Source organism: Phenylobacterium aquaticum, assembly GCF_022695515.1.
In the GTDB taxonomy this organism is placed as follows: domain Bacteria; phylum Pseudomonadota; class Alphaproteobacteria; order Caulobacterales; family Caulobacteraceae; genus Phenylobacterium; species Phenylobacterium aquaticum.
Window position 1 is genome coordinate 1 of record NZ_JALDPT010000025.1, and the last position, 20128, is coordinate 20128.

Here is a 20128-nt window from a genome sequence, read left to right on the forward strand (position 1 = left end):
CCGCCCGCCCGGCGCCGGTCCGCCGCCCCGCCCGTGCCCCGGTCGCCGCCCAGCAGGCCCTGGCCCAGGGCTTCGCCCTGGACATGTCCCAGGGCGGCGCCGACCCGGCCGACGACGACTTCACCGACTACTGACGTCCGACCCGTTCAAAGACCGAGAGACTGAGCCATGCGCTTCACGATCAAACTCAAGCTGGGTCTCGCCTTTGGCGCGATCATCGCGCTGCTGGCGATCACGACGGTGATCGGCCTCTCCAGCGCCACCCGCGCCAACCAGGAATATGACGCCACCCTGGATGGGCCGGTGGCCCGCATCCGCCTGGCGCAGAAGCTCCACATCCGCCTGACCAACGTCGCCAACGCCGAGAAGGACATCATCCTCGACGGGTCCGCCGACGCCCGCGCCAAGGCCGAGCGCACCGCCGATCAGGAGCGCGCCGCCTTCGACGCCGATTTCGACAAGGCCCGCAAGCTGGCCACCGGCGACAGCCTGGCCAAGTGGGACGATCTGCACCAAGCCTGGCAGGGCCTGGGCGCGGTGAACGAGAAGATCTCCGAGGCGGTGGACGACGGCCGCCGGGCCGAGGCCCTGAGCCTGGCCTCAGGCGAGGGCCAGCGCCACGTCGCCGCCGCCGCCGCCGCGGTCGAGGCCATCGAGACACTGGAGCAGGCGCAGCTCGACGACACCAATGCGCGCGACGACGCCGATTTCAATCTGACGCGCCTGATCATCATCCTGGTGGCGGTGGTCTCCCTGATCGCCGCCGCCGGCATGGCCGTGTGGCTGTCCCTGACTGTCAGTCGCGGCCTGCGCAAGATCGCCGCCATGGCCGAGGCCGTCGCGATCGGCGACCTGAACGCGACCGTGACCACCAAGGCCAATGACGAGATCAAGGACGTCATCGACACGGTCAATGTGATGACCGCCAACCTGCGGGCCACGGCCCAGGTGGCCGACACCATCTCGACCGGCGACCTGACGGTCCAGCCCAAGCTCCTGTCCGACAAGGACACCCTGGGCATCGCCCTGGAGCGCATGGTCACCAATCTGCGCGCCGCGGTGGAGGTGGCCGACACCATCTCCCTGGGCGACCTTTCGGTGCAGCCCAAGCCCCTATCGGACAAGGACACCCTGGGTCTGGCCCAGGAGCGGATGGTCAAGAACCTTCGCACCACGGCGGCCCTGGCCGACGCGGTGGCCGACGGCGACCTGACCGTCCAGCCCAAGCCCCTGTCGGACAAGGACACGCTGGGCCTGGCCCTGGAACGGATGATCGACCGCCTCAGCGGCGTGGTCGCCGACGCCGTCTCGGCCTCGGAGAACGTGTCCGCCGGCAGCCAGGAGCTTTCGGCCGCCTCGGAACAGGTGAGCCAGGGCGCCACCGAACAGGCCTCCGCCGCCGAGGAGGCTTCGGCCTCGATGGAGCAGATGGCCTCCAACATCAAACAGAACGCCGACAACGCCAGCCAGACCGAGAAGATCGCCCGGCAATCCTCCAAGGACGCCGAGGTCTCGGGCGAAGCGGTCAATCGCGCGGTGGAGGCGATGCGCACCATCGCCGAGAAGATCACCATCGTTCAGGAGATCGCGCGCCAGACCGACCTGCTGGCCCTGAACGCCGCCGTCGAGGCCGCCCGGGCGGGCGAACACGGCAAGGGCTTCGCGGTCGTGGCCTCGGAAGTGCGCAAGCTCGCCGAGCGCAGCCAGACCGCCGCCACCGAGATCGGCGCCGTCTCGTCGGAAACCGTGAAGGCCGCCCAGTCGGCCGGCGAGATGCTGACCGCCCTGGTGCCGAACATCCGCAAGACCGCTGAGCTGGTCTCCGAGATCTCCGCCGCCTGCCGCGAACAGGACATCGGCGCCAGCCAGATCAACGAGGCGATCCAGCAGCTCGACAAGGTCACTCAGCAGAACGCGGCCGCATCCGAACAGATGTCGGCCACTTCCGAGGAATTGGCCGCCCAGGCCGAGGAGCTGCAGACCTCCATCGCCTATTTCAGGACCGCGCCCCAGGGGCGCCGCGCCCCGGCCGCCCGGGCCAAGGCCCGCCCACAGCTGAAGACCGCCCCCGCCACCAGATCGCCCGCCCGACCCGTCGGACGCGGCGCGGTCGCCGCCCAGCAGGCCCTGGCCCAGGGCTTCGCCCTGGACCTGTCCCAGGGCGGCGCGGATCCCGCCGACGACGAATTCACCGACTACTGACTACGCCTATCGCCCCGTCCGCAGCTGAGAGGCATCACACATGCGTCTGACTATCAAACTCAAACTCATCCTGGCCTTCGGGCTTATGCTCTCCCTTATGATCGGCGTCGCGGGGTTCGGTATCCTTCAGGTCTACAAGATGGGCGTCGGGGAGGATGACATCGTGACCGGCCCCGTCGCGAGGCTGGAAAAGGCTGACGCGCTTGAAGTCTCTCTGCTGAAGATCCTGCGCAGCGAGAAGAACCTCGTGCTCTCGCGCGACCCCGAAGCCCACCGCTCGGAGATCGCGAAGCTCGACGAACAGAGGAAGGTGTTCACCGACACCCTGGCGGCGGCGATCCAGACCGCCCCCGCGGAGAGCCGCGCCAAGTGGGACACGTTGAGTGAGGACTGGGCCAAGTTCCAGCCGCTCGACGCCGAGATCCAGCGCCTGGCCACCGCCGGCAAGGCCGACGAGGCGACCGCCATCATGCTGGGCCCGCAGCGCGAGGTGAACAACGCCATCATCAAGGCCGCGGAGGATCTGGTCGAGCTCAGCAAGCAGCAGGTCGCCACCTCCGATGAGGAATATGACGCCACCGCCACCACCACCCGCATGACCTTCGTGGTGCTGACGGTCGTCGCCGTGCTGCTGGCCGCCGCCGCCGCCTTCTGGCTCTCCCTCACCATCAGCCGCGGGCTCGCCCGCGCCGGAACCGCCCTGCGGGGCGTCGCCGACGGGGATCTGACCAGCACCGTCGAGATCACCAGCCGAGACGAGATCGGCGACCTGCTCGGCCTGCTGAACGGCATGATCGAACGTCTGCGCGGCGTGGTCTCGGACGCCCGCTCGGCCTCCGACAATGTCTCCTCCGGGAGCGTGCAGCTGTCCTCGGCCGCCGAGCAGGTGAGCCAGGGCGCGACCGAGCAGGCCGCGGCGGCCGAGGAGGCTTCGGCCTCGATGGAACAGATGGCCTCCAACATCAAACAGAACGCCGACAACGCCAGCCAGACCGAGAAGATCGCGCGGCAATCCTCCAAGGACGCCGAGGTCTCGGGCGAAGCGGTCAATCGCGCGGTGGAGGCGATGCGCACCATCGCCGAGAAGATCACCATCGTTCAGGAGATCGCGCGCCAGACCGACCTGCTGGCCCTGAACGCGGCGGTGGAAGCCGCCGCGCGGGCGAACACGGCAAGGGCTTCGCGGTGGTGGCCTCCGAGGTGCGCAAGCTCGCCGAGCGCAGCCAGACCGCGGCGACGGAAATCGGCGCCGTCTCGTCGGAAACCGTCAAGGCCGCCCAGTCGGCCGGCGAGATGCTGACCGCTCTGGTACCCAACATCCGCAAGACCGCCGAGCTGGTCTCCGAGATCTCCGCCGCCTGTCGCGAGCAGGACATCGGGGCGGCCCAGATCAACGAGGCGATCCAGCAGCTCGACAAGGTCACCCAGCAGAACGCCTCGGCGTCAGAGCAGATGTCCGCCACCTCCGAGGAACTGGCCGCCCAGGCCGAGGAACTGCAGGCCTCCATCTCCTACTTCCGCACCGAGTCGGGCGGGGCCGCGGTCCGCCGCGCCGCGCCCGCCCCGGCCTCCGCCGCCGCCCGTCGTCGTCCGGCGCCCGCCGCCGTCCGAACCGCAACCGCCGCATCCAAGTCCAAACCCGCCGCCCGTACCCCCGTCGCCGCCCAGCAGGCCCGTGTCCAGGGCTTCGCCCTCGACCTCGCCCAGGGCGGTCCGGACGCGGACGACGCCGATTTCCGGGAATACGCCTGATGTCCGCCGCCACGGGAGACGCCCAGTATGTGACCCTCGGCCTCGGGGCCGAGGTATTCGCAGTGCCGGTCGAATATGTCCGCGAGATCCTCGACTACCAGCCGCCCTCGGCCCTGCCCGAGGGGCCGGCCTATCTGCTGGGCCTGACCGACGTCCGCGGGCGGGCCACGCCCACCCTGGACCTTAGGCTCAAGCTCGGCCTGGCCGCCGCCCCGCCGACGCTCAGCACCCGCATCCTGGTGCTCGACGTGCCGGTCGAGGGCCGCCAGCTGTCGCTCGGCCTGGTCGCCGACCGGGTGATCGAGGTCGCCGCCTTCTCCGCCGAACAGGTGGAGCCGGCGCCCGACATCGGCGTCCCCTGGCGCTCCGACTATATGAAAGGCGTGGTGCGCCGCGAGAGCGGCTTTGTGGTGGTCTTCGATCTGGCCCGCCTGCTCACCAGCCAGGAAGCCGCCGCCCTGCCCGTTGACCGCGCCGCCTGAGGACAGCCCATTGTCGATGGAAGCCCTCCAGGCGCCGCCCCCCGGCGCCGACCAGTTGACGCAGCGCAACTTCGCGCGCCTCGCCGAGCTGATCCACAGCTACAGCGGCATCAAGATGCCGTCCAACAAGCGCACCATGCTGGAAGGCCGGCTGCGGCGACGGATGCGTCTCGTCCAGATCGACAGCGTCAACGACTACTGCGCCTATCTGTTCGACGGCGGCGGGATGGATTCCGAGATCGTCCACCTCATCGACGCGGTGACCACCAACAAGACCGAGTTCTTCCGCGAGCCGACCCATTTCCGCTTCCTGCAGACCGAGGCCCTGCCGGCGCTCGCCGCCGCAGGCCGTCGCACCATCAAGGCCTGGAGCGCGGCCTGCTCCATGGGGGCCGAGCCCTATACGCTGGCCATGGTGCTGGAGGAGAACCGCAAGAAGAGCCGCCAGGACTACGCCATCCTCTGCACCGACCTGTGCACCCAGGTCCTGGCCCAGGCGGTCTCCGGCATCTTCACCGAAGCCATGATCGAACCGGTCGAGATGGAGCTGCGTCGCCGCTATGTGATGCGCGCCAAGCAGGCGGGCCGGGGCGAGGTGCGGATCGTGCCGGAGCTGCGCGCCAAGCTCAGCTTCGCCCGGCTCAACCTGATGGACGAGACCTATCCGGTGGAGAGCGACATGGACATGATCTTCTGCCGCAACATCCTGATCTATTTCGACAAGCCGACCCAGTCCAAGGTCCTGAGCCAGCTCTGCCGCCATCTGCGGCCGGGCGGATACCTGTTCCTCGGCCACTCGGAATCCATCGTCGGCATCGACCTGCCGGTGGACCAGATCGCCAACACCGTCTTCCAGCGGCGCTAGACCCATGCCCGCCCCCCGCAAGATCCGCGTCCTGATCGTCGATGACTCGGCCACCGTCCGCCAGACCATGGCGGCGGTGCTGGAGTCCGATCCCGAGATCGAGGTCCTGGGCGTCGCCTCCGACCCCTATGTGGCCGCCCGGCGCATCGCCGAGGAGATCCCCGACGTCATCACCCTCGACGTTGAGATGCCGCGCATGGACGGCATCACCTTCCTGCGCAAGCTGATGAGCCAGCGCCCGATCCCGGTGGTGATGTGCTCCTCCCTGATCGAGGCGGGGTCCGAAACCCTGCTCCAGGCGCTGGAGGCCGGCGCCGTCGACGTGATCCTCAAGCCGAAAATGGGGGTGGCCGAGCATCTGGCGGAATCCCGCATCCGCATCTGCGACGCGGTGAAGGCCGCCGCCAACGCCCGGCTCCGCGGCCGCCGCGAGGGGCCTGCGCCCAGCTTCGTGCGCACCCGCGAGCCGGAAAAGAAGCTGACCGCCGACGCCATGCTGGCCCCGCCCTCCGGCCGGGCCATGGCGCGGACCACCGAGAGCATCGTCTGCATCGGCGCCTCCACCGGCGGGACAGAGTCCCTGCGCGAGGTGCTCGAAGCCCTGCCCGCCGACGCGCCGGGCATCGTCATCGTCCAGCACATGCCCGAGAAGTTCACCGCCTCCTTCGCCAACCGGCTGAACACCCTGTGCGAGGTGGACGTGAAGGAGGCCGCCGACGGCGACGCTGTGCTGCGGGGCCGCGTCCTGATCGCGCCCGGCAACCTGCACACCATGATCGAGCGCTCCGGCGCCAATTACCGGGTCTCGGTCAAGGAGGGCCCGCTGGTCTCCCGCCACCGCCCCTCGGTCGATGTGCTGTTCCGCTCGGCCGCCCGTTCGGCCGGATCGAACGCCGTGGGCGTGATCATGACCGGCATGGGCGACGACGGCGCCCGCGGGCTCGAGGAGATGAAGCAGGCCGGCGCGCGGACCATCGCCCAGGACGAGGCCACCTCGGTGGTGTTCGGCATGCCCAAGGAAGCCATCGCCCGCGGCTGCGTCGACCGCATCGTGCCCCTGTCCCAGATCACCCAGGAACTGCTCCGCGCCGCCGCGCGGTAGAGGCGCCAGGCGCGCTCAGTGGGTTGCTCCCCCAAAGGGATGCTTCAGAACAGCAGGTCGTCGTCCGCCGCCGCGGCGGTCGGGGCTTCGACCACGGCGTTGAGGTCCAGGTGCTGAGTGGCCTGGCGCTGGGTCTCGCGCTCCTGGGCCATGGTGTAGGTCTTGGCGATGCGGTCCAGCAGCGGGCCCAGCACCTCGATCAGGTCGTCGGTCCAGGGCGTCTCGTCCCCGGCCATCTCGTCCAGCGCGTCCGCGGCCTCGTCGAGGGTCGCGCCGATCTCGCGTTGGAAGTCCAGTCGCGACGCGGCCCGACGCAGGGCCTCGACCACGCCCTCGCCCTGCCGGGCCAGGCTGACCAGATCGGCCTCGACGGCGGCGCCGACCTGTTTCAGGCGAACCGCCGCGTCTGACAGCACCTGGCCGGCGCCGGTCTGCGCCTCGCCGCCGGCGTGATCCAGGCCCGAGGCGTCCTCAGCCAGGCCCTGCAGGGCGGTCAGGGCCTGATGGGCGGTGATTTCCAGATGGCCGGCCTGGGTGCGCAGCTCGACGGCGATGACCGCCAGGGGCTTGCCCGTCTCGCCGATCCGGCTGCATTTCAGGGTGGTGTTCAGCGCCATCTGCTGGACATCGGTCTTGATGGCCTGCAGCCCGGCGATCTGGGCCGACAGCTCGCCCACGGCCGCGGCCGCGGCGGCGCCGGTCCGGGCGGCGGTGGCGTCGGCCTGCTCGACCTCGCCGACCAGCTCGAGGGCCTGGGCGACATGGGTCTCCATCTGGCCCAGAAATCCGCCGCCGGCCGCGTCGGACCGGCCGAAGGCCAGGTCGCGCAGGCGCAGGATCTCGCTGGCGTCGGCCGCCATGCCGGCCATGCTGGTTCCGATGCGGGCGACATCGCGGTGGAAATCGGCGCCGGCGGCCCGCAGCTGGTCGGCCATCAGGCCGTGGATGAAGGCTTCCAGCCGGCCGCGGGGCTCGGCCGCCAGGCCGTCAACCTCGGCCAGCATGTCCAGGCCCTGCTGCACATGCTCGATGCGCTGGCGGGTGATGTCGCCGATCTGCAGGGCGGCGAGCGCCTGGCCGACCTTCTTGGAGACGGCGCGGGCCAGCGCCCCCACCTCGGCGGCGGCGCGCGAGACCTGGGCGTGGTGGGCGGTGAGCGCCTCGGCGCTGGCGGCCAGGCCGTCCGGCACCGCCGGCAGCAGGCTGTCGCAATGCTGGGCCAGGCCCTCTTCGTGGGCGAAGGCGGTCTTCAGCTCGCCGCTGAGCGCCCGCAGGTCCTTGTCGAAGGTGGTCAGCTGGGTGCGGCCCAGCTCGATGCAGTCGCAGATCTCCTGGGCGAACAGCCCGAACTCGGTCCCGGCCGCGGCGACGCCGCCGGCGGTGATCTTGATGTTGATCGCGAAGACCCGGAGATAGGCCAGGTTCCGCTTCATGTCGTCGATGCAGCCGGCCAGGTCGTCGCCGCGGCGGGCCAAGCGCGCGACCACGTCGCGGCGGCCGGCATGACGGCCGGGCAGGGTGAGCAGGCTGGCGGCCGCAGACTTCAGCTCCGCCGCCGTGGCCTCGACGGTCACCGGGTCAAGGGTCTTGGTGAGGGTGTCCAGCGAGCTGATGAGCTTGCCGACCCCGTCGACCGCCTGGGCCAGCACCTCGCCGGCCTCCAGGAATCGGCCCTCCACGACCCGACGGGCCGCCTCGAGGCGGCCGGCGACGGGCGAGGTCGCGCTTGCGCGCGCCAGGGCCTGGGATGTTCCAAAACGCATTGAGACGCCAAGGTTTCTGTTGAAAACCACTATGGCGCGGGATGTCCGAAATTCCCGTAAAGATAGTCGCGATCCGCGGCCGGATCGGACAGGGCGGTCTCGATGGCGCCGAACAGGGCCTGGGTCGTGACCGGCTTGCCCAGATGCAGATCGGCGCCGGCGTGGGCGCTCGCCGCCCGGTGTTCCGGCAGGGCGTTGGCGGTCAGCATGATGATCGGGGTGCGGGCCGCGCCCTCGCGGGTTTCCATCCGCCTCAGCTCGCGCACGGCGGTCAGGCCGTCCATCACCGGCATCTGCATGTCCATCAGCACCAGGTCGAAATGGCTGCGGCGAAAGGCCTCGACCGCCTGGGCGCCGTCCTCGACCGCGGTGATCTCGGCGATCCCGCCCAGCATCAGCCCCACCACCTGGCGATTGGTCGGATGGTCGTCGGCCAGCAGGATTCTCAGGCCCGGCTCCACCGGCGCGGCCGGGGCGGGCTCGGTCCTGGCCGGGGCGAGCGCGGTCGCGGGCAGGGGAATCTCGAACCAGAAGCGGGCGCCGGCGCCCGGCTCGCCCTCGCCGTCCAGCACGCCGCCCATCAGGGCGACCAACTCCTGGCAGATGGCCAGGCCCAGGCCCGCGCCGCCGAAGCGGCGGGTGAAGCTGTCGTCGGCCTGCTGGAAGCGCCCGAACAGCCTGGCCTTGGCGGCCGTGTCGAAGCCCACGCCGGTGTCGCTCACCTCGAAGCGGGCGAAGCCCAGGGGCGTGCGGCTGGCCTTCAGGACGATGCGGCCGGTCTCGGTGAACTTCACCGCGTTGCTCAGGAGATTGCTCAGCACCTGGCGCAGGCGGGCGACGTCGCCGGTCACCGGGCCGTCCAGCTCCGGCGCCAGTTCGACCTCCAGGCTCAGGGCCTTCTCGTCGGCGGCCAGTCGGAACAGGTCGGCGGTGGAGCGCAGGGCCTCGCCGGCGTGGAAGGGCTTGGCCTCCACCTCGATCTGGCCGGCCTCCGCCCGGGCGAGGTCCAGGATGTCGGACAACAGCCGCTCCAGGGTCTCGCTGGAGGCGCGGATCATCGAGACGAGCGCCTGGGAACGGGCGGAAAGTTCGCCGCGGGCCAGCATGTCGGCGCCCGCGATGATGCCGTTCAGCGGCGTGCGGATCTCGTGGCTCATATTGGCCAGGAAGGCGCTCTTGGCCTCGCTGGCCTGCTCGGCCGCCTTCAGGGCCGCGCCCAGGGTGCGGGCCGTCGCCCGCTGCTGGGTGACGTCGTCGGCCAGCGAGATCAGGTGGCGGGCGCCCTGGTCGTCATGGGTGGCGAGCAGGCGGATGGCGAACTGGCGGGCGTCGGCGCTGTCCTCCGGCGCGGTGTGATAGTCCATCTGGCCGATGCCGCCGGACTTCAGCACCTGGCCCTCCAGCTCGGCGAAGGGGCGGTTGGCCTCGCCGAACACCTCCTCGGCGCGGCGGCCCAGCACGGCCTCGGCGGGCAGGCCGAACAGGTCCTCGGCGGCGCGGTTGATCAGCACGAAGCGGCGGTCGGCGACGTTCTTGACCGTGAGCGGCGAGGGCAGGAGCTGGATCACCGTGTCGAGGAAGGCGTGGGTCTCGACCTCGGCGGTGACGTCGCGGCCCACGGCCAGCATGTCGCCGGGGCCGCCGTCGGCCGACTGGATCGGCGAGATCACCGTCTCCCAATAGGCGCCGGCCTGGTCGCGGCCGCGGAAGAAGGCGCGGAACTTGAACACCTGGCCCGCGCGGCGGCGGCCACGGCGCGGTCGAGACTGAAGCGGCTCTCCTCGGGCCACAGGGCCCGCAGGGTGGGGCGGGTCTTGGGCGCGGGGTTCAGCAGGGCCCGGGCGCGGGGATTCATGTAGCGGACCTCGCCCTCGGGGCTCAGCACCCACAGGCAGTCCTGGCTCGCTTCGGCCAGGGCCCGGAGCATGGCGCCGTCCCAGGCGGTCTCGTCGCGATCCGGCGCGGAAGGGGTGGGCAAGTTCTGGTCCTCGGGCCCGCGGTTCTGCGAGCGAGGGCCACTATCCCCAATTAGGGTTGAAAGCAGGGTTAAGGCGCCGCGAGATGTGTCAGCCGCCCCGGCATCTGGGCCCTGAAAAGCAAAACGCCGTCCCGAAAGGCGGCAAGACAATGGCGCTCGCGCGAGCACGGAACGGTTGCAATCCGCTCATATCGCTCTCAATCATGGTCCGCCGCTTAATCGCTGGCAGGGGGGCGAGACGATGGCAAGCGTAGTGACCGTGATGAATATGAAGGGCGGTGTTGGAAAGACAACTGTAGCGCTCCACCTGGCGGGCTTGGCGGCTAGAATCAAAGTTGGTGCCGCATCGCCGCTAAAGGTGCTCGCAATCGACTATGATCCCCAGTTTAATCTATCTCAAGCGCTCCTACCCTCCAAAGAATACTTCAAGCGTGAGAGTGAGAGAAAGACGACGTTAGCCATTCTATTGGATGACGACAAAGATTTGGATCCATTTGACATCCAAGTTGCAGGAAACCATAAGCCGCCGAAGGTGCAGGATCTTGCCGTCAATATAACCCATAATAAGGCGTCCGGCGGACGCTTGGATTTGATACCTTCTACATTGGACCTCATGTACGTGGCGCTGGGGCAGACCAATGCGCACATTGGACCAATGGAGGAGCGCTTCGCAAAATTTATAAATGAAGTGCGCACGATCTATGATTTGGTTGTTATCGACTGCCACCCGGCGGGTTCGGTATTCACGCAGACATCACTCAGAAACTCGGATCACGTGATAATCCCTGTTGCACCGCAGCCATATGCGGTGCGAGGCATCGGTCTCATGCTTGAGTTCATTCAGGCGAAAAAGGCAGGTGCTAACGGTCCCACTCCGCACATTCTCTTCAATTTGGCCCCTCGCTGGGGATCGACGCCAGAGGAGCAGGCGATTCGAGGGAACGCGAAGTTTTCACAATACTGCTTGAAAAATAACTTGAAGAAATTCAAGGCGTTTCGCGACCCTGAGGGCGGGAAGGGCTTTGTTTGGACAAGTGATAAACCATACAGTGACGAGGCGTACGACAACTTGTGCAAGGTCACTTCTGAGGTTGTGGGAAAGGTCGGGATCAAATGATGCGGACAAAGTCGCGGCAGCGGATCTTCCGCAGTCTGCTCGCCACAATCTTGGATTCAGACCTTTCTCCCGCCGACATTCGAGATCTCTCCAAGGAGCTTCAAAGCGGCCCCCTGTCGTGGGAACTAGGCCATGCCTTGGAGATGTTGGCTGGCCAGCTCTCTGTCGGCGATACCCACTCGCTTGAGAGTTCCGACCCGACCGATGATCTCCAGGTCGCTCTGCAACTCGTCAAACGACGTCGTATCGCGAAATCTAAGCTAGGTCAGATCGTGAAAAGCCTTGATCACGGAATGCCCCTGCGACGCATCGAGGAGGTAACGATCGAGGAATTCCTGCGAGAATTCTTATCTAGTGCAACCGCGGCAGAACGGAGCCAGCTACTTTCGATCTTGGACACCCCGACAAAGGACGATCCGTATTTGGCCGGCATTATGAAGCGAATTCGGTAGCGTCACGTGCCCGAGAAGAAGCTCGCTGTAGCTCTCCAGGCTGTCGATTGGAACGCCAACATTTCGGATTTCTTGGCAGAAAAGGTAGATGTTCAAGTCGTTGCCGAAATAAACCTCCGTTTGGCGATGTGGGCTCGGCAGATTGAGGGGGCGGACTCAGGAAATCCAGCCCTTAGCTTTATCCGTGAACTGCAGGTAGCGAGTCAGCAGGTAACGGTTCTTCTGGGTCTTGCCCTTTACAAATCGGCAGCCGCGTCAATGCGGACTGTTTTCGAATCGGCGCTATATTATACATATTTTCGAACACATCCTTCGGAACTGGCGACGCTAGTTCGCGATTCTGGATATTTTCTAGGACGTAGAGACATTACTGATTATCATAAGCTGCATACTGCCAATTTCAGCAATCTACAATCGGCGCTCGGTCTTGGGGCGAGGTCCGATAAGTGGTATAGCTATATATCTGCAATCATTCACGGCCAGATACCCGGTTCATGGGTGTCCTCCACTGCTGTCAAGGATATCAGGAAGCACCCGGCAACGCTAGCGGTTGCAATTGAGGCATTCGCGGAGTGTGAAGAGGTGGTCCGTCGCCTATTCCTCTGCACATGTGCCCATCCATTTTGGCACGCCTTCTCAACGACTTCTAAAGAAACGTTCCTAAAAAACTTGACAGGCCAACAAAAGACCGCGCTTGGACTCGATCAAGCCTAGTACCGAATTCGACGAAGGAAGGACGCTCCTTCAGCGAGCCATCCCGTACCCACGCAGTGAGATTTCCACTGAGCGTTTGGGCCAAAAGCCAGAGCCCCTAACGCGCCAACCTTTGGGGCCCTTAGAGCTCCCATTCACCTTGCCATGTCGCTCCGGAGCATTGGACATGGGTAGAAACCGGATTCGCGATGTCAACTTGAGAATATCGAGACGTTTTGCTGTGCCGTGGAGCCCAGCTCGCAACCGAGCAGCAATGACAATCCAATGGCGCGCCTGAGCCCCAAAAGCAAAACGCCGCCCCGAAGGGCGGCGCTGCTGGTCCCGAACTTAATTGGAGCGGGCGAAGAGATTCGAACTCTCGACCCCAACCTTGGCAAGGTTGTGCTCTACCACTGAGCTACGCCCGCACTCCACGAAGCTGACCGTCCGGCCCGCCCCGAAATTCGAGAAGCGGGCTTATGGCAGAGGGTCGGGGTCTTTGCAAGCGGGTCCCGCGCGCAAAATCGCAGCCGCCGTCAGCGGCCCAGGCGCGGGGCCTTCAGACGCCGCTTGTTGACGTGCTCCTTGGGCGGCTCGGCGGCGTCCTCCGGGAACTCGCCCTTGAAGTAGAAGCGCTGCCAGGCGGTCTTCACCGCCTCCGGATCGGCCTGGAAAATCTTCTTGTTGAAGGCCGAGCGGTGCTTCTCCCACAGGCCGTACTGCTCGCGCAGCTCGGGGTTGGAGGCCATGGAGCGGATCACCGGCTGCACGTCGTCCAGCACCCGGTCCTGGACCAGGGTGATGAAGCAGAAGGGCTCGCCCTTCTCGAAGCGCACCTTGCCCGGTCGGGTGAAGATCCAGTTCATGGTGAAGGGGAAGGGCAGCCACTCGGTCTCGACCAGACCGGCCAGGGGCTGGATGCCGTCCTTCACATGGTTGGGGGCCCCCTGGGCCATCATCGACCAGCCCGGCGGGGTGCGAAACAGATAGCCGGCGTGGAAGGTCATCACCCCGTGGCTGAAGTGCGACTTCACCAGATTGTGGAAATCTGGATTGGGCCGGTCGGGGGTGAGCTTGATGTCCTCCTGCATCAGGCCGCCGTTCCATTCGGCGGTGAAGGCGATCGGATTGAGGATCTCCCAGCCGGTGGTGTTGGCCATGGAGAGCGGCAGGCAGCGATAGGCGTGGCGGTCGTGGAAGGCGTCCATCCAGGCGCGCTGCGGGCGGCCCGGCACGATCTCCGGCGGCCGCTCGGCGGTGGGGTAGCACTCAAGCTCCATGGGACGCTCCTTGCGCGACTGATCTCTGCGCAAAGCTGTAGCGACCGTGGCGCGGTCCCGTCCAGTTCCGCTAAGACGGAGTCATGCTGAGCCGCGCCGACCTGATCGCCTTTTTCGACGCCCACGGCGTCGACCATTCGACCACCGAGCATGAGGCCGTGTTCCGGGTGGGGGAGGGCGAGGACGTCAAGTCCGCCATCCCGGGCGCCCACACCAAGAACCTGTTCCTGAAGGACGCCAAGGGCCGGCTGTGGCTGATCTCGGCCAAGGACGACACGGTGATCGACTTGAAGCGCCTTCATACGGTGATCGGCTCGGCCCGGTTGTCCTTCGGGTCGGCGGAGCTGATGGTCGAGACGCTCGGCGTCACGCCGGGATCGGTGACGGCCTTCTCGGTGATCAATGACACCGACCGCCAGGTGACCTTCGTGCTCGACCGGGCGCTCGCCGAGGCCGCCCAGGTGAATTTCCACCCGCTCACCAACACCGCCACCACCACTGTCAGCCAGGCGGGCTTCCGCCGCTTCCTCGCCGCCGTGGGCGTCTCGCCCCTGGTGGTCGACTTTCCGGCCATGGCGGTGGTCGAAGACGGCTTCGCGCGTTGAAGACCGGACCCAAAGGGACCATTTTAGCCGCCAACGCGTTTTGATCCCCGCCGCGGCGGGAACGGGAACCACAGCATGAGCCTGATCGGCGAAACCTCGGCCAAGCCGGCCGGCGACCTCATCAAGGACGGCAGCGACGCCGGCTTCATGGCCGACGTGGTCGAGGCCTCCCAGACCACGCCGGTGATCGTCGACTTCTGGGCGCCCTGGTGCGGCCCCTGCAAGCAGCTCGGCCCCTCGATCGAGAAGGCGGTCCTGGCCGCCAAGGGCAAGGTCAAGCTGGTCAAGATCGACATCGACAAGCACCCGCAATACGCCGGCCAGCTGCGCGTCCAGTCTATCCCGGCGGTGTTCGCCTTTGTCGGCGGCCGGCCGGTGGACGGCTTCATGGGCGCCCTGCCCGACAGCCAGGTGAAGCAGTTCGTCGACCGCATCGCCGGCCAGGCGCCGGCCAATGAGACCGACGAGCTCCTGGCCATGGCCAAGGAATCCCTGGAGCTCGGCGACATCGGCGGCGCGGCCCAGGCCTATGCCCAGATCCTGCAGGGCGACCCGACCCATGTGAAGGCCCTGGGCGGCCTGGCCAAGTGCTACCTGACGGGCGGCGACGCCGAGCGGGCGGCGGAGATCGCCGCCATGGCCCCGGCCGACGCCAAGGATCCGGACCTGGAGAGCGTCCGCGCCGCCCTGGCGCTCGCCGACGAGGCGCCCTCCGAGACCACGGAGTTCGAGCGCCGCCTGGCCGCGAACCCCGACGACCACGAGGCCCGGTTCGAGATCTCCAAGGCCCTGGCCGCCGTCGGCCGCTGGCAGGAGGCCTCGGACCACCTGCTGACCATCATCGAGAAGGACCGGACCTGGAACGACGAGGCGGCCCGCAAGCAGCTGCTCACCGTGTTCGAGGCCGCCGGCGGCGCCTCCGACATCGCCCGCCAGGGCCGCCGCCGCCTCTCCGCCATCCTGTTCTCCTGAGCCCGACGCCGAGCACCGACCCATGAGCAGCTACAGGCGCGCCAGCGATCTGCCCCAGGTGATCCCGGTCTTTCCGCTGGACGGGGCCCTGCTGCTGCCGGGCGGCGACCTGCCGCTGCGCATCTTCGAGCCGCGCTATCTGAACATGGTCGACGACGTCATGGCCGGCGACCGGATGATCGGCATGGTCCAGACCCGGGCCGGCGGCGAACGCGAGCGGCCCAATCTTTGCGCGGTGGGCTGCGCGGGGCGGATCACCAGCTTCAACGAGACCTCGGACGGCGCCTATCTGATCACCCTCACGGGAGTCTGCCGGTTCGCCCTGGGCGACGAGCTGTCCTCGCGCCTGCCCTATCGCCAGGTGCGCGCCGACTTCAGCGCCTTCGCCGCGGATCTGGAGGACGCCGACGACGACATCGGGGCCTTCGACCGCAAGCGCTTCGCCCGGGCGCTGAAGACCTATCTCAACCGCCGCGAACTCGACATCGACTGGGAGACCGCCGAGAGCGCCCCCCTGGAGAGCCTGGTCACCAGCCTGTCCATGGGCCTGCCCTTCGCCACGGTGGAGAAGCAGGCCCTGCTTGAGGCGCCGTCGCTCGAGGCCCGCTGCGAGGCGCTCACCACCCTGCTTGAGATCGACGCCCTCGAGGACGGCGGTGACGAACCCCACAGCATGCAGTAGGTGAGAGCCCATGACCGCCGACCTGCCCGCCCTGACCGCCGAGATCGATCCCCGCCTGCTGGAGATCCTGGTCTGTCCCCTCACCCACGGGCCGCTGGACTATGATCGGGCGGCCGGCGAGCTGATCAGTCGCCAGGCCAAGCTCGCCTATCCCATCCGCGACGGCGTACCGATCATGCTGCCGGAAGAGGCCCGCGCCCTGGAGGGGTGACCCCGCTGCGCGTTGACAGGCCGCGGGTCCCGGCCCACCGTCGGGGTCTGATCCAGCTGGAGGAGGCCTGCATGACTGTCCAATTCCTCTCGCGGACCGCCGCCGCCTGATCTCAGGCGTCCAGGCCGTTCGCCTTCCGTGACCCCGCGGGCCTGCGCCCGGCGGGCGTCTTAGCCTGGACCCCCGCCGGGGCGACGCGATCGCGCCCGGCGTGATGCGAGATGACATGACACCTGAAGACACCCTGGCGCCGAACCGCTACGGCCGGCTCTGTGCGGAGGTCTATGACCTCGACAAGCCCACCGGTTCGCTCTTCGACATCGCCTATTACGCCGCCCGCTTGCGGGACCTTGAGGGCACGATCCTGGAGGCCGCGGTAGGGACGGGCCGCCTGATGATCCCGCTCCTGGAGGCCGGGATTGCGATCGAGGGCTTTGACCATTCCGCCGAGATGCTGGCGATCTGCGCGGCGCGGGCGCAGGGGCGCGGCCTCAGTCCTGTCCTGACCCAGGCCCGGTTCCAGGACCTGGCCTTGGGGCGGCAGTTCGCGGCGATCATCGTCCCGGCCAGCTCCTTCATGCTGCTGGACCGCTTCGACGAGGCTCTGGAGGCCCTGGGGCGACTGTACGATCACCTGGAGCCCGGCGGCCGCCTGCTGGTCGACCTGCCGCCCATGAGCGCCTTCGACGGCCAGCCGCCCGAGCGCAGCTGGACGGCGGCCAATGGCGATCTCCTGACCCTGCGCTCCAGCCGCGCGGAGACCGACGTGATCGGCCAGAGGCGGGTGCATCATGACCGCTATGAGCGCTGGCGCGACGGGCGGCTGGTTGAGACCGAGATCGAGCGCTTCGCCTACCGGCTCTGGGGGATGGAGGAGTTCCGCTTCGCCCTGGCGGCGGCGGGGTTCTCCGACATCACCGTCAGCGCCAACTACCGGCCTGGCCGCCAGCCCAAGCCCGGCGATCAGATCCTCAATTTCGAGGCGGTCCGGTCCGGCTAGAGCGCCTCGCCGCGCAGCAGGCGGGGCAGGTCGCCCAGGGCCCCGCCGGCTTCCTGCATGAACATCTTCCGCGCCGGGGCGATGCGGTTGACCACCGACATGCCGACCCCGCGGGCGAGCCGCAGCAGCGGGTTGTCGTTGGAGAACAGGTGGACGAAGGCGTCCATGCCGGCCGACAGGATCACGGTGTCGAACCTGCGCCACTGGGCGTAGCGCTCCAGCACCACTTCGGAGCCGATGTCCTCGCCCAGCCTGTGGGCGTCGACCAGCACCTGGGCCAGGGCCGCGGAGCCCTTCAGCCCCATGTTCAGCCCCTGGCCGGCGATCGGGTGGTTGCCATGGGCCGCGTCGCCCAGCAGGGCCGCGCGGGGCGCATAGAAGCGTTCGGCCAGCTGCAGGCCGAGCGGATAGGCGAAGACCGGCCCCTCGACGTTCACCTCGCCCAGGAACGATCCGAACCGGCGGACCAGATGGGCGTGGAAGATCTCCGGCCGGGCGGAGGCCAGCGCCTTGGCCCGGTCCGTGGTCTCCGTCCAGACCAGGCTGGCGCGGTTGTCGGTCAGGGGCAGGATGGCGAAGGGGCCTCCCGGCAGGAAATACTCGTGGGCCACGCCCTGGTGAGGGCGCTCCATCCGCACCGTGGCGACGACGCCGGTCTGGCCATAGTCCCAGCCGATGGAGCCGATGCCCGCGGCCTCGCGCACCGGCGAGGTGCGGCCCTCGGCGCCTACCACCAGGGGCGCCTTCAGGGTGCGGCCGTCGGCCAGGGCGACCTGGGCGCCGCCGGCGTCGAGGTTGACCCCGGACACACGCGCGGGCGCCAGCACCCGGATGCCGGCCCGGCCCACGGCGGCGGCCAGGCCCGCCCGCGTGCGGCGGTTCTCCAGCATGTAGCCCAGCGGCTCGCCGTCGCTGCGATCGGCGATCTCGTCGGAATCGAAGCGCAGGAAGAAGGGCAGGGGCGCGCCCGAGGCCGCGCCCGGCGCGGTGGCGTCGGTCACCAGGATCTGTTCGATCCTCTGGGCGTGGGGCTCGATCTCGGGCGCGAGGCCGAGCGCCCGCCACTGGCGGAAATTGGCGTAGGCGATGGCCGAGGCGCGACCGTCGAAACTGGGGGCCAGCTGGTCGTCGAAGATCACCGGATCGACCAGCAGGGGTTCGAGGCCGCCCTGCTTGAGGGCCAGGGCCAGGGTCGCCCCGGCCATGCCGGCCCCGGCGATGATCACGTCCGCGTCTGAGCTCATGGCCGCGATATGCCGACGATCCAGGCCCCGCGTCCAGTGCCCTGCGCGAGCCTGACCATAGGAACGCGCCGCCCCCGCGACCGTTGGAGCCCTAACCCCCAAATCGGAGCCGACCCATGACCGAGACCCCTGACGCCATCGCCCTGTTGAAAGCCGACCACCGCAAGGTCGCGGGCCTGTTCGAGGACTTCCAGGTCGCCAAGGGCGACGGCGCCAAGCGCAAGCTGGCCGACCAGATCTGCCTGGAGCTGACCGTCCACACCAAGATCGAGGAAGACGTCTTCTATCCCGCCTGCGAGGGCGCGGTGGAGGAGGACCTGCTGAAGGAAGCCTATGTCGAGCACGACGGCGCCAAGGTGCTGATCGCCGAGATCGAGGCCGGCGTCCGGACGACGACTTCTATGACGCCAAGGTCAAGGTGCTGTCGGAAATGATCGAGCACCACGTCGAGGAGGAGGAGAAGCGGGTCGAGGGCATGTTCGCCCAGGCGCGCAAGGCCGGCCTGGACATGGACAGCCTGGGCGCCCGTATGGCCGAGGAAAAGACCCGGCTGGTCGCCGAATACAAGAAGACCGGCCTGCCGAAGCCGGAGACCCCGACGCTCACGGGCACGACCCTCGCGTGAGGAACCCCTGGTTCGGCCTGGGTATGAGCGCCTGGGCCCTGGGGTTGGAGGCGACGACGGTGATCGGCCTGCGCACGGCCAAGATCGCCGCCGGCGGCCGGCCGGGCGGCGGAGTCGCGCCTCATGGTGTCGGAAAGCTCGCCGCGGCCTGGGCGCTTCAGCTCAAGGCCGCGACGGGGGCGCTGGGTCCGAGCCCGGCCAGCGCCACGGCGCGGACGCTCGCGCACTATCGGCGGGCGGTCCGCGCCAACCGGCGCCGGCTGCAGAGGGCCTAGGCCTCGTCGTCCTCGGTGAAGCCCATGATGTGGAAGCCTGCGTCGACGTGGACCAGTTCGCCGGTGGTGGACCGGCCCAGGTCGGACAGGAGCCACAGGGCGGCGCCGGCGACGCCCTCCATGGAGGTGTCCTCCTTCATGGCCGAGAGCGAGCGGCCCTTGGCGAGCATGCCGCGGCCGCCGGAGATGCCGGCCAGAGACAGGGTGCGCATGGCGCCCGGCGAGAGCGCATTGACCCTGATCCCCTTGGGGCCGAGGTCGCGCGCCGCATAGCGGGTCGCCGCCTCCAGGGCCGCCTTGGCGACGCCCATGGTGTTGTAGTTCGGGATCGCCCGCTCGGAGCCCATATAGGTCAGGGTGATGATCGAGCCGCCGTTCGGCATCATGGCCGAGGCGCGCCGCGCGCAGTCGACGAAGCTGAAGGCCGAGATGTCCAGGGCCCGCAGGAAGCCCTCGCGGGTGGTGTTGTCGACGAACGAGCCCTTGAGCTCGTCCTTGTTGGCGAAGGCGATGGAGTGGACGAAGAAGTCGAGCGTCCCGAAGGCGGCCTTCACGGTCTCGAAGGCCGCGTCCATCGAGGCGTCGTCGGTGACGTCCACGGCGGCCAGCACCTTCACGCCCAGCTGCTCGGCGAGGGGCTGAACCCGGCGCTCCATGCCCGGCAGGTGCAGGAAGGCGATCTCGGCGCCCTGGGCGGCGAGCTGGCAGGCGATGCCCCAGGCGATGGACTGGTGGTTCGCGACCCCGGTCACGATCCCCTTCTTGCCCTTCATCAGCTCGCCCTTGGGCATCTGATAGTCGTCGGCCACGCGCATCTCCTTGGGCGTT

General features: G+C 68.1%; 23 protein-coding genes and 1 tRNA gene. 17 read left to right on the top strand and 7 right to left on the bottom strand.

Annotated features, from left to right (window positions below):
* Positions 1-168 precede the first annotated feature (168 nt).
* The 6 genes from MQH10_RS17225 to MQH10_RS17245 are packed head-to-tail and all read left to right on the top strand — an operon-like array spanning position 169 to position 6403.
* The gene (locus MQH10_RS17225; protein WP_242565247.1) at positions 169-2202 is read left to right on the top strand and encodes a HAMP domain-containing methyl-accepting chemotaxis protein; all 2034 of its coding nucleotides are present in this window, start codon (positions 169-171) and stop codon (positions 2200-2202) included.
* Between the two features lie 40 nt (positions 2203-2242).
* The gene (locus tag MQH10_RS17230) at positions 2243-3502 is read left to right on the top strand and encodes a methyl-accepting chemotaxis protein (RefSeq protein ID WP_336605121.1); all 1260 of its coding nucleotides are present in this window, start codon (positions 2243-2245) and stop codon (positions 3500-3502) included.
* Positions 3403-3954, top strand: coding sequence for a methyl-accepting chemotaxis protein (locus tag MQH10_RS26900; RefSeq protein WP_336605122.1), 552 nt, complete (start codon positions 3403-3405; stop codon positions 3952-3954). Before MQH10_RS17230 ends, MQH10_RS26900 begins: the two co-directional genes overlap by 100 nt.
* Positions 3954-4436 carry a chemotaxis protein CheW gene (locus tag MQH10_RS17235; RefSeq protein WP_242565248.1) on the top strand — a complete coding sequence of 161 codons (483 nt, stop codon included), beginning with the start codon at positions 3954-3956 and terminating at the stop codon, positions 4434-4436. The genes MQH10_RS26900 and MQH10_RS17235 overlap by 1 nt, the downstream gene beginning before the upstream one ends.
* 16 nt (positions 4437-4452) lie before the next feature.
* Complete coding sequence (locus tag MQH10_RS17240; RefSeq protein WP_242565249.1) at positions 4453-5301, top strand: CheR family methyltransferase; 849 nt, start codon at positions 4453-4455, stop codon at positions 5299-5301.
* A gap of 4 nt (positions 5302-5305) precedes the next feature.
* Positions 5306-6403 (top strand): protein-glutamate methylesterase/protein-glutamine glutaminase, encoded by a 1098-nt coding sequence (locus MQH10_RS17245; protein WP_242565250.1) that lies wholly within the window; start codon positions 5306-5308, stop codon positions 6401-6403.
* A gap of 44 nt (positions 6404-6447) precedes the next feature.
* Here MQH10_RS17245 and MQH10_RS17250 read toward each other — a convergent pair whose 3' ends face one another.
* From MQH10_RS17250 to MQH10_RS17260, 3 genes are read right to left on the bottom strand one after another with little or no spacing between them, the layout of a single operon-like run.
* A complete protein-coding gene (locus tag MQH10_RS17250; protein ID WP_242565251.1) occupies positions 6448-8166 on the bottom strand; it encodes a hypothetical protein in 1719 nt (572 codons plus the stop codon).
* Positions 8167-8195: 29 nt separating this feature from the next.
* Positions 8196-9896, bottom strand: coding sequence for an ATP-binding protein (locus MQH10_RS17255; protein ID WP_242565252.1), 1701 nt, complete (start codon positions 9894-9896; stop codon positions 8196-8198).
* Positions 9833-10144 (bottom strand): PAS domain-containing protein, encoded by a 312-nt coding sequence (locus MQH10_RS17260; RefSeq protein ID WP_242565253.1) that lies wholly within the window; start codon positions 10142-10144, stop codon positions 9833-9835. Before MQH10_RS17260 ends, MQH10_RS17255 begins: the two co-directional genes overlap by 64 nt.
* A 175-nt stretch (positions 10145-10319) precedes the next feature.
* Here MQH10_RS17260 and MQH10_RS17265 point away from each other — a divergent pair, with 175 nt between their 5' ends.
* From MQH10_RS17265 to MQH10_RS17275, 3 genes are read left to right on the top strand one after another with little or no spacing between them, the layout of a single operon-like run.
* A complete protein-coding gene (locus MQH10_RS17265) occupies positions 10320-11261 on the top strand; it encodes a ParA family protein (RefSeq protein ID WP_242565254.1) in 942 nt (313 codons plus the stop codon).
* Positions 11261-11713 carry a hypothetical protein gene (locus MQH10_RS17270; protein WP_242565255.1) on the top strand — a complete coding sequence of 151 codons (453 nt, stop codon included), beginning with the start codon at positions 11261-11263 and terminating at the stop codon, positions 11711-11713. Before MQH10_RS17265 ends, MQH10_RS17270 begins: the two co-directional genes overlap by 1 nt.
* 6 nt (positions 11714-11719) lie before the next feature.
* Positions 11720-12427 carry a hypothetical protein gene (locus tag MQH10_RS17275; protein ID WP_242565256.1) on the top strand — a complete coding sequence of 236 codons (708 nt, stop codon included), beginning with the start codon at positions 11720-11722 and terminating at the stop codon, positions 12425-12427.
* Positions 12428-12759: 332 nt separating this feature from the next.
* Here the strand turns inward: MQH10_RS17275 and MQH10_RS17280 are convergent.
* Together MQH10_RS17280 and MQH10_RS17285 are read right to left on the bottom strand one after the other, a co-directional pair.
* Positions 12760-12834: transfer RNA gene (locus tag MQH10_RS17280), tRNA-Gly, on the bottom strand.
* 108 nt (positions 12835-12942) lie between these two features.
* The gene (locus MQH10_RS17285; protein WP_242565257.1) at positions 12943-13686 is read right to left on the bottom strand and encodes a DUF6065 family protein; all 744 of its coding nucleotides are present in this window, start codon (positions 13684-13686) and stop codon (positions 12943-12945) included.
* 83 nt (positions 13687-13769) lie between these two features.
* Between MQH10_RS17285 and MQH10_RS17290 the strand changes: the two genes are divergently transcribed.
* From MQH10_RS17290 to MQH10_RS17310, 5 genes are all read left to right on the top strand, one after another.
* On the top strand, positions 13770-14291 hold the full coding sequence (locus MQH10_RS17290) for a prolyl-tRNA synthetase associated domain-containing protein (RefSeq protein WP_242565258.1): 522 nt from the start codon (positions 13770-13772) through the stop codon (positions 14289-14291).
* Positions 14292-14366: 75 nt separating this feature from the next.
* The gene (locus MQH10_RS17295) at positions 14367-15263 is read left to right on the top strand and encodes a thioredoxin family protein (protein WP_242565259.1); all 897 of its coding nucleotides are present in this window, start codon (positions 14367-14369) and stop codon (positions 15261-15263) included.
* 22 nt (positions 15264-15285) lie between these two features.
* A complete protein-coding gene (locus tag MQH10_RS17300; protein WP_242565260.1) occupies positions 15286-15945 on the top strand; it encodes an LON peptidase substrate-binding domain-containing protein in 660 nt (219 codons plus the stop codon).
* Positions 15946-15955: 10 nt separating this feature from the next.
* Complete coding sequence (locus tag MQH10_RS17305; RefSeq protein WP_242565261.1) at positions 15956-16156, top strand: Trm112 family protein; 201 nt, start codon at positions 15956-15958, stop codon at positions 16154-16156.
* A 226-nt stretch (positions 16157-16382) separates the two neighbouring features.
* A complete protein-coding gene (locus tag MQH10_RS17310) occupies positions 16383-17156 on the top strand; it encodes a class I SAM-dependent methyltransferase (RefSeq protein WP_242565262.1) in 774 nt (257 codons plus the stop codon).
* On the opposite strand, the gene MQH10_RS17315 is transcribed toward MQH10_RS17310, so the two are convergent.
* Positions 17153-18400, bottom strand: a complete 1248-nt coding sequence (locus MQH10_RS17315) for a UbiH/UbiF/VisC/COQ6 family ubiquinone biosynthesis hydroxylase (protein WP_242565263.1) — start codon at positions 18398-18400, stop codon at positions 17153-17155. The two genes, MQH10_RS17310 and MQH10_RS17315, sit on opposite strands and share 4 nt — an antisense overlap.
* A 116-nt stretch (positions 18401-18516) precedes the next feature.
* Here MQH10_RS17315 and MQH10_RS17320 point away from each other — a divergent pair, with 116 nt between their 5' ends.
* Genes MQH10_RS17320 through MQH10_RS17330 form a run of 3 tightly spaced genes read left to right on the top strand, consistent with a single transcriptional unit; the run spans position 18517 to position 19300 of the window.
* Positions 18517-18834, top strand: a complete 318-nt coding sequence (locus MQH10_RS17320) for a hemerythrin domain-containing protein (protein ID WP_242565264.1) — start codon at positions 18517-18519, stop codon at positions 18832-18834.
* The gene (locus MQH10_RS17325; protein ID WP_242565265.1) at positions 18831-19025 is read left to right on the top strand and encodes a hypothetical protein; all 195 of its coding nucleotides are present in this window, start codon (positions 18831-18833) and stop codon (positions 19023-19025) included. Before MQH10_RS17320 ends, MQH10_RS17325 begins: the two co-directional genes overlap by 4 nt.
* Positions 19022-19300 (top strand): hypothetical protein, encoded by a 279-nt coding sequence (locus tag MQH10_RS17330; RefSeq protein ID WP_242565266.1) that lies wholly within the window; start codon positions 19022-19024, stop codon positions 19298-19300. The genes MQH10_RS17325 and MQH10_RS17330 overlap by 4 nt, the downstream gene beginning before the upstream one ends.
* Here MQH10_RS17330 and MQH10_RS17335 read toward each other — a convergent pair.
* Positions 19297-20109 (bottom strand): enoyl-ACP reductase FabI, encoded by an 813-nt coding sequence (locus MQH10_RS17335; protein WP_242565267.1) that lies wholly within the window; start codon positions 20107-20109, stop codon positions 19297-19299. The two genes, MQH10_RS17330 and MQH10_RS17335, sit on opposite strands and share 4 nt — an antisense overlap.
* Between the last annotated feature and the right edge of the window lie 19 nt (positions 20110-20128).

Excerpts from the sequence above, each read along its gene's own strand:
- MQH10_RS17225 (WP_242565247.1), top strand. The coding sequence starts at position 169 with ATGCGCTTCACGATCAAACTCAAGCTGGGTCTCGCCTTTGGCGCGATC.
- MQH10_RS17230 (WP_336605121.1), top strand. The coding sequence starts at position 2,243 with ATGCGTCTGACTATCAAACTCAAACTCATCCTGGCCTTCGGGCTTATG.
- MQH10_RS17235 (WP_242565248.1), top strand. The coding sequence starts at position 3,954 with ATGTCCGCCGCCACGGGAGACGCCCAGTATGTGACCCTCGGCCTCGGG.
- MQH10_RS17240 (WP_242565249.1), top strand. The coding sequence starts at position 4,453 with ATGGAAGCCCTCCAGGCGCCGCCCCCCGGCGCCGACCAGTTGACGCAG.
- MQH10_RS17245 (WP_242565250.1), top strand. The coding sequence starts at position 5,306 with ATGCCCGCCCCCCGCAAGATCCGCGTCCTGATCGTCGATGACTCGGCC.
- MQH10_RS17250 (WP_242565251.1), bottom strand. The coding sequence starts at position 8,166 with ATGCGTTTTGGAACATCCCAGGCCCTGGCGCGCGCAAGCGCGACCTCG.
- MQH10_RS17270 (WP_242565255.1), top strand. The coding sequence starts at position 11,261 with ATGCGGACAAAGTCGCGGCAGCGGATCTTCCGCAGTCTGCTCGCCACA.
- MQH10_RS17285 (WP_242565257.1), bottom strand. The coding sequence starts at position 13,686 with ATGGAGCTTGAGTGCTACCCCACCGCCGAGCGGCCGCCGGAGATCGTG.
- MQH10_RS17290 (WP_242565258.1), top strand. The coding sequence starts at position 13,770 with ATGCTGAGCCGCGCCGACCTGATCGCCTTTTTCGACGCCCACGGCGTC.
- MQH10_RS17295 (WP_242565259.1), top strand. The coding sequence starts at position 14,367 with ATGAGCCTGATCGGCGAAACCTCGGCCAAGCCGGCCGGCGACCTCATC.
- MQH10_RS17300 (WP_242565260.1), top strand. The coding sequence starts at position 15,286 with ATGAGCAGCTACAGGCGCGCCAGCGATCTGCCCCAGGTGATCCCGGTC.
- MQH10_RS17305 (WP_242565261.1), top strand. The coding sequence starts at position 15,956 with ATGACCGCCGACCTGCCCGCCCTGACCGCCGAGATCGATCCCCGCCTG.
- MQH10_RS17310 (WP_242565262.1), top strand. The coding sequence starts at position 16,383 with ATGACACCTGAAGACACCCTGGCGCCGAACCGCTACGGCCGGCTCTGT.
- MQH10_RS17315 (WP_242565263.1), bottom strand. The coding sequence starts at position 18,400 with ATGAGCTCAGACGCGGACGTGATCATCGCCGGGGCCGGCATGGCCGGG.
- MQH10_RS17320 (WP_242565264.1), top strand. The coding sequence starts at position 18,517 with ATGACCGAGACCCCTGACGCCATCGCCCTGTTGAAAGCCGACCACCGC.
- MQH10_RS17325 (WP_242565265.1), top strand. The coding sequence starts at position 18,831 with ATGATCGAGCACCACGTCGAGGAGGAGGAGAAGCGGGTCGAGGGCATG.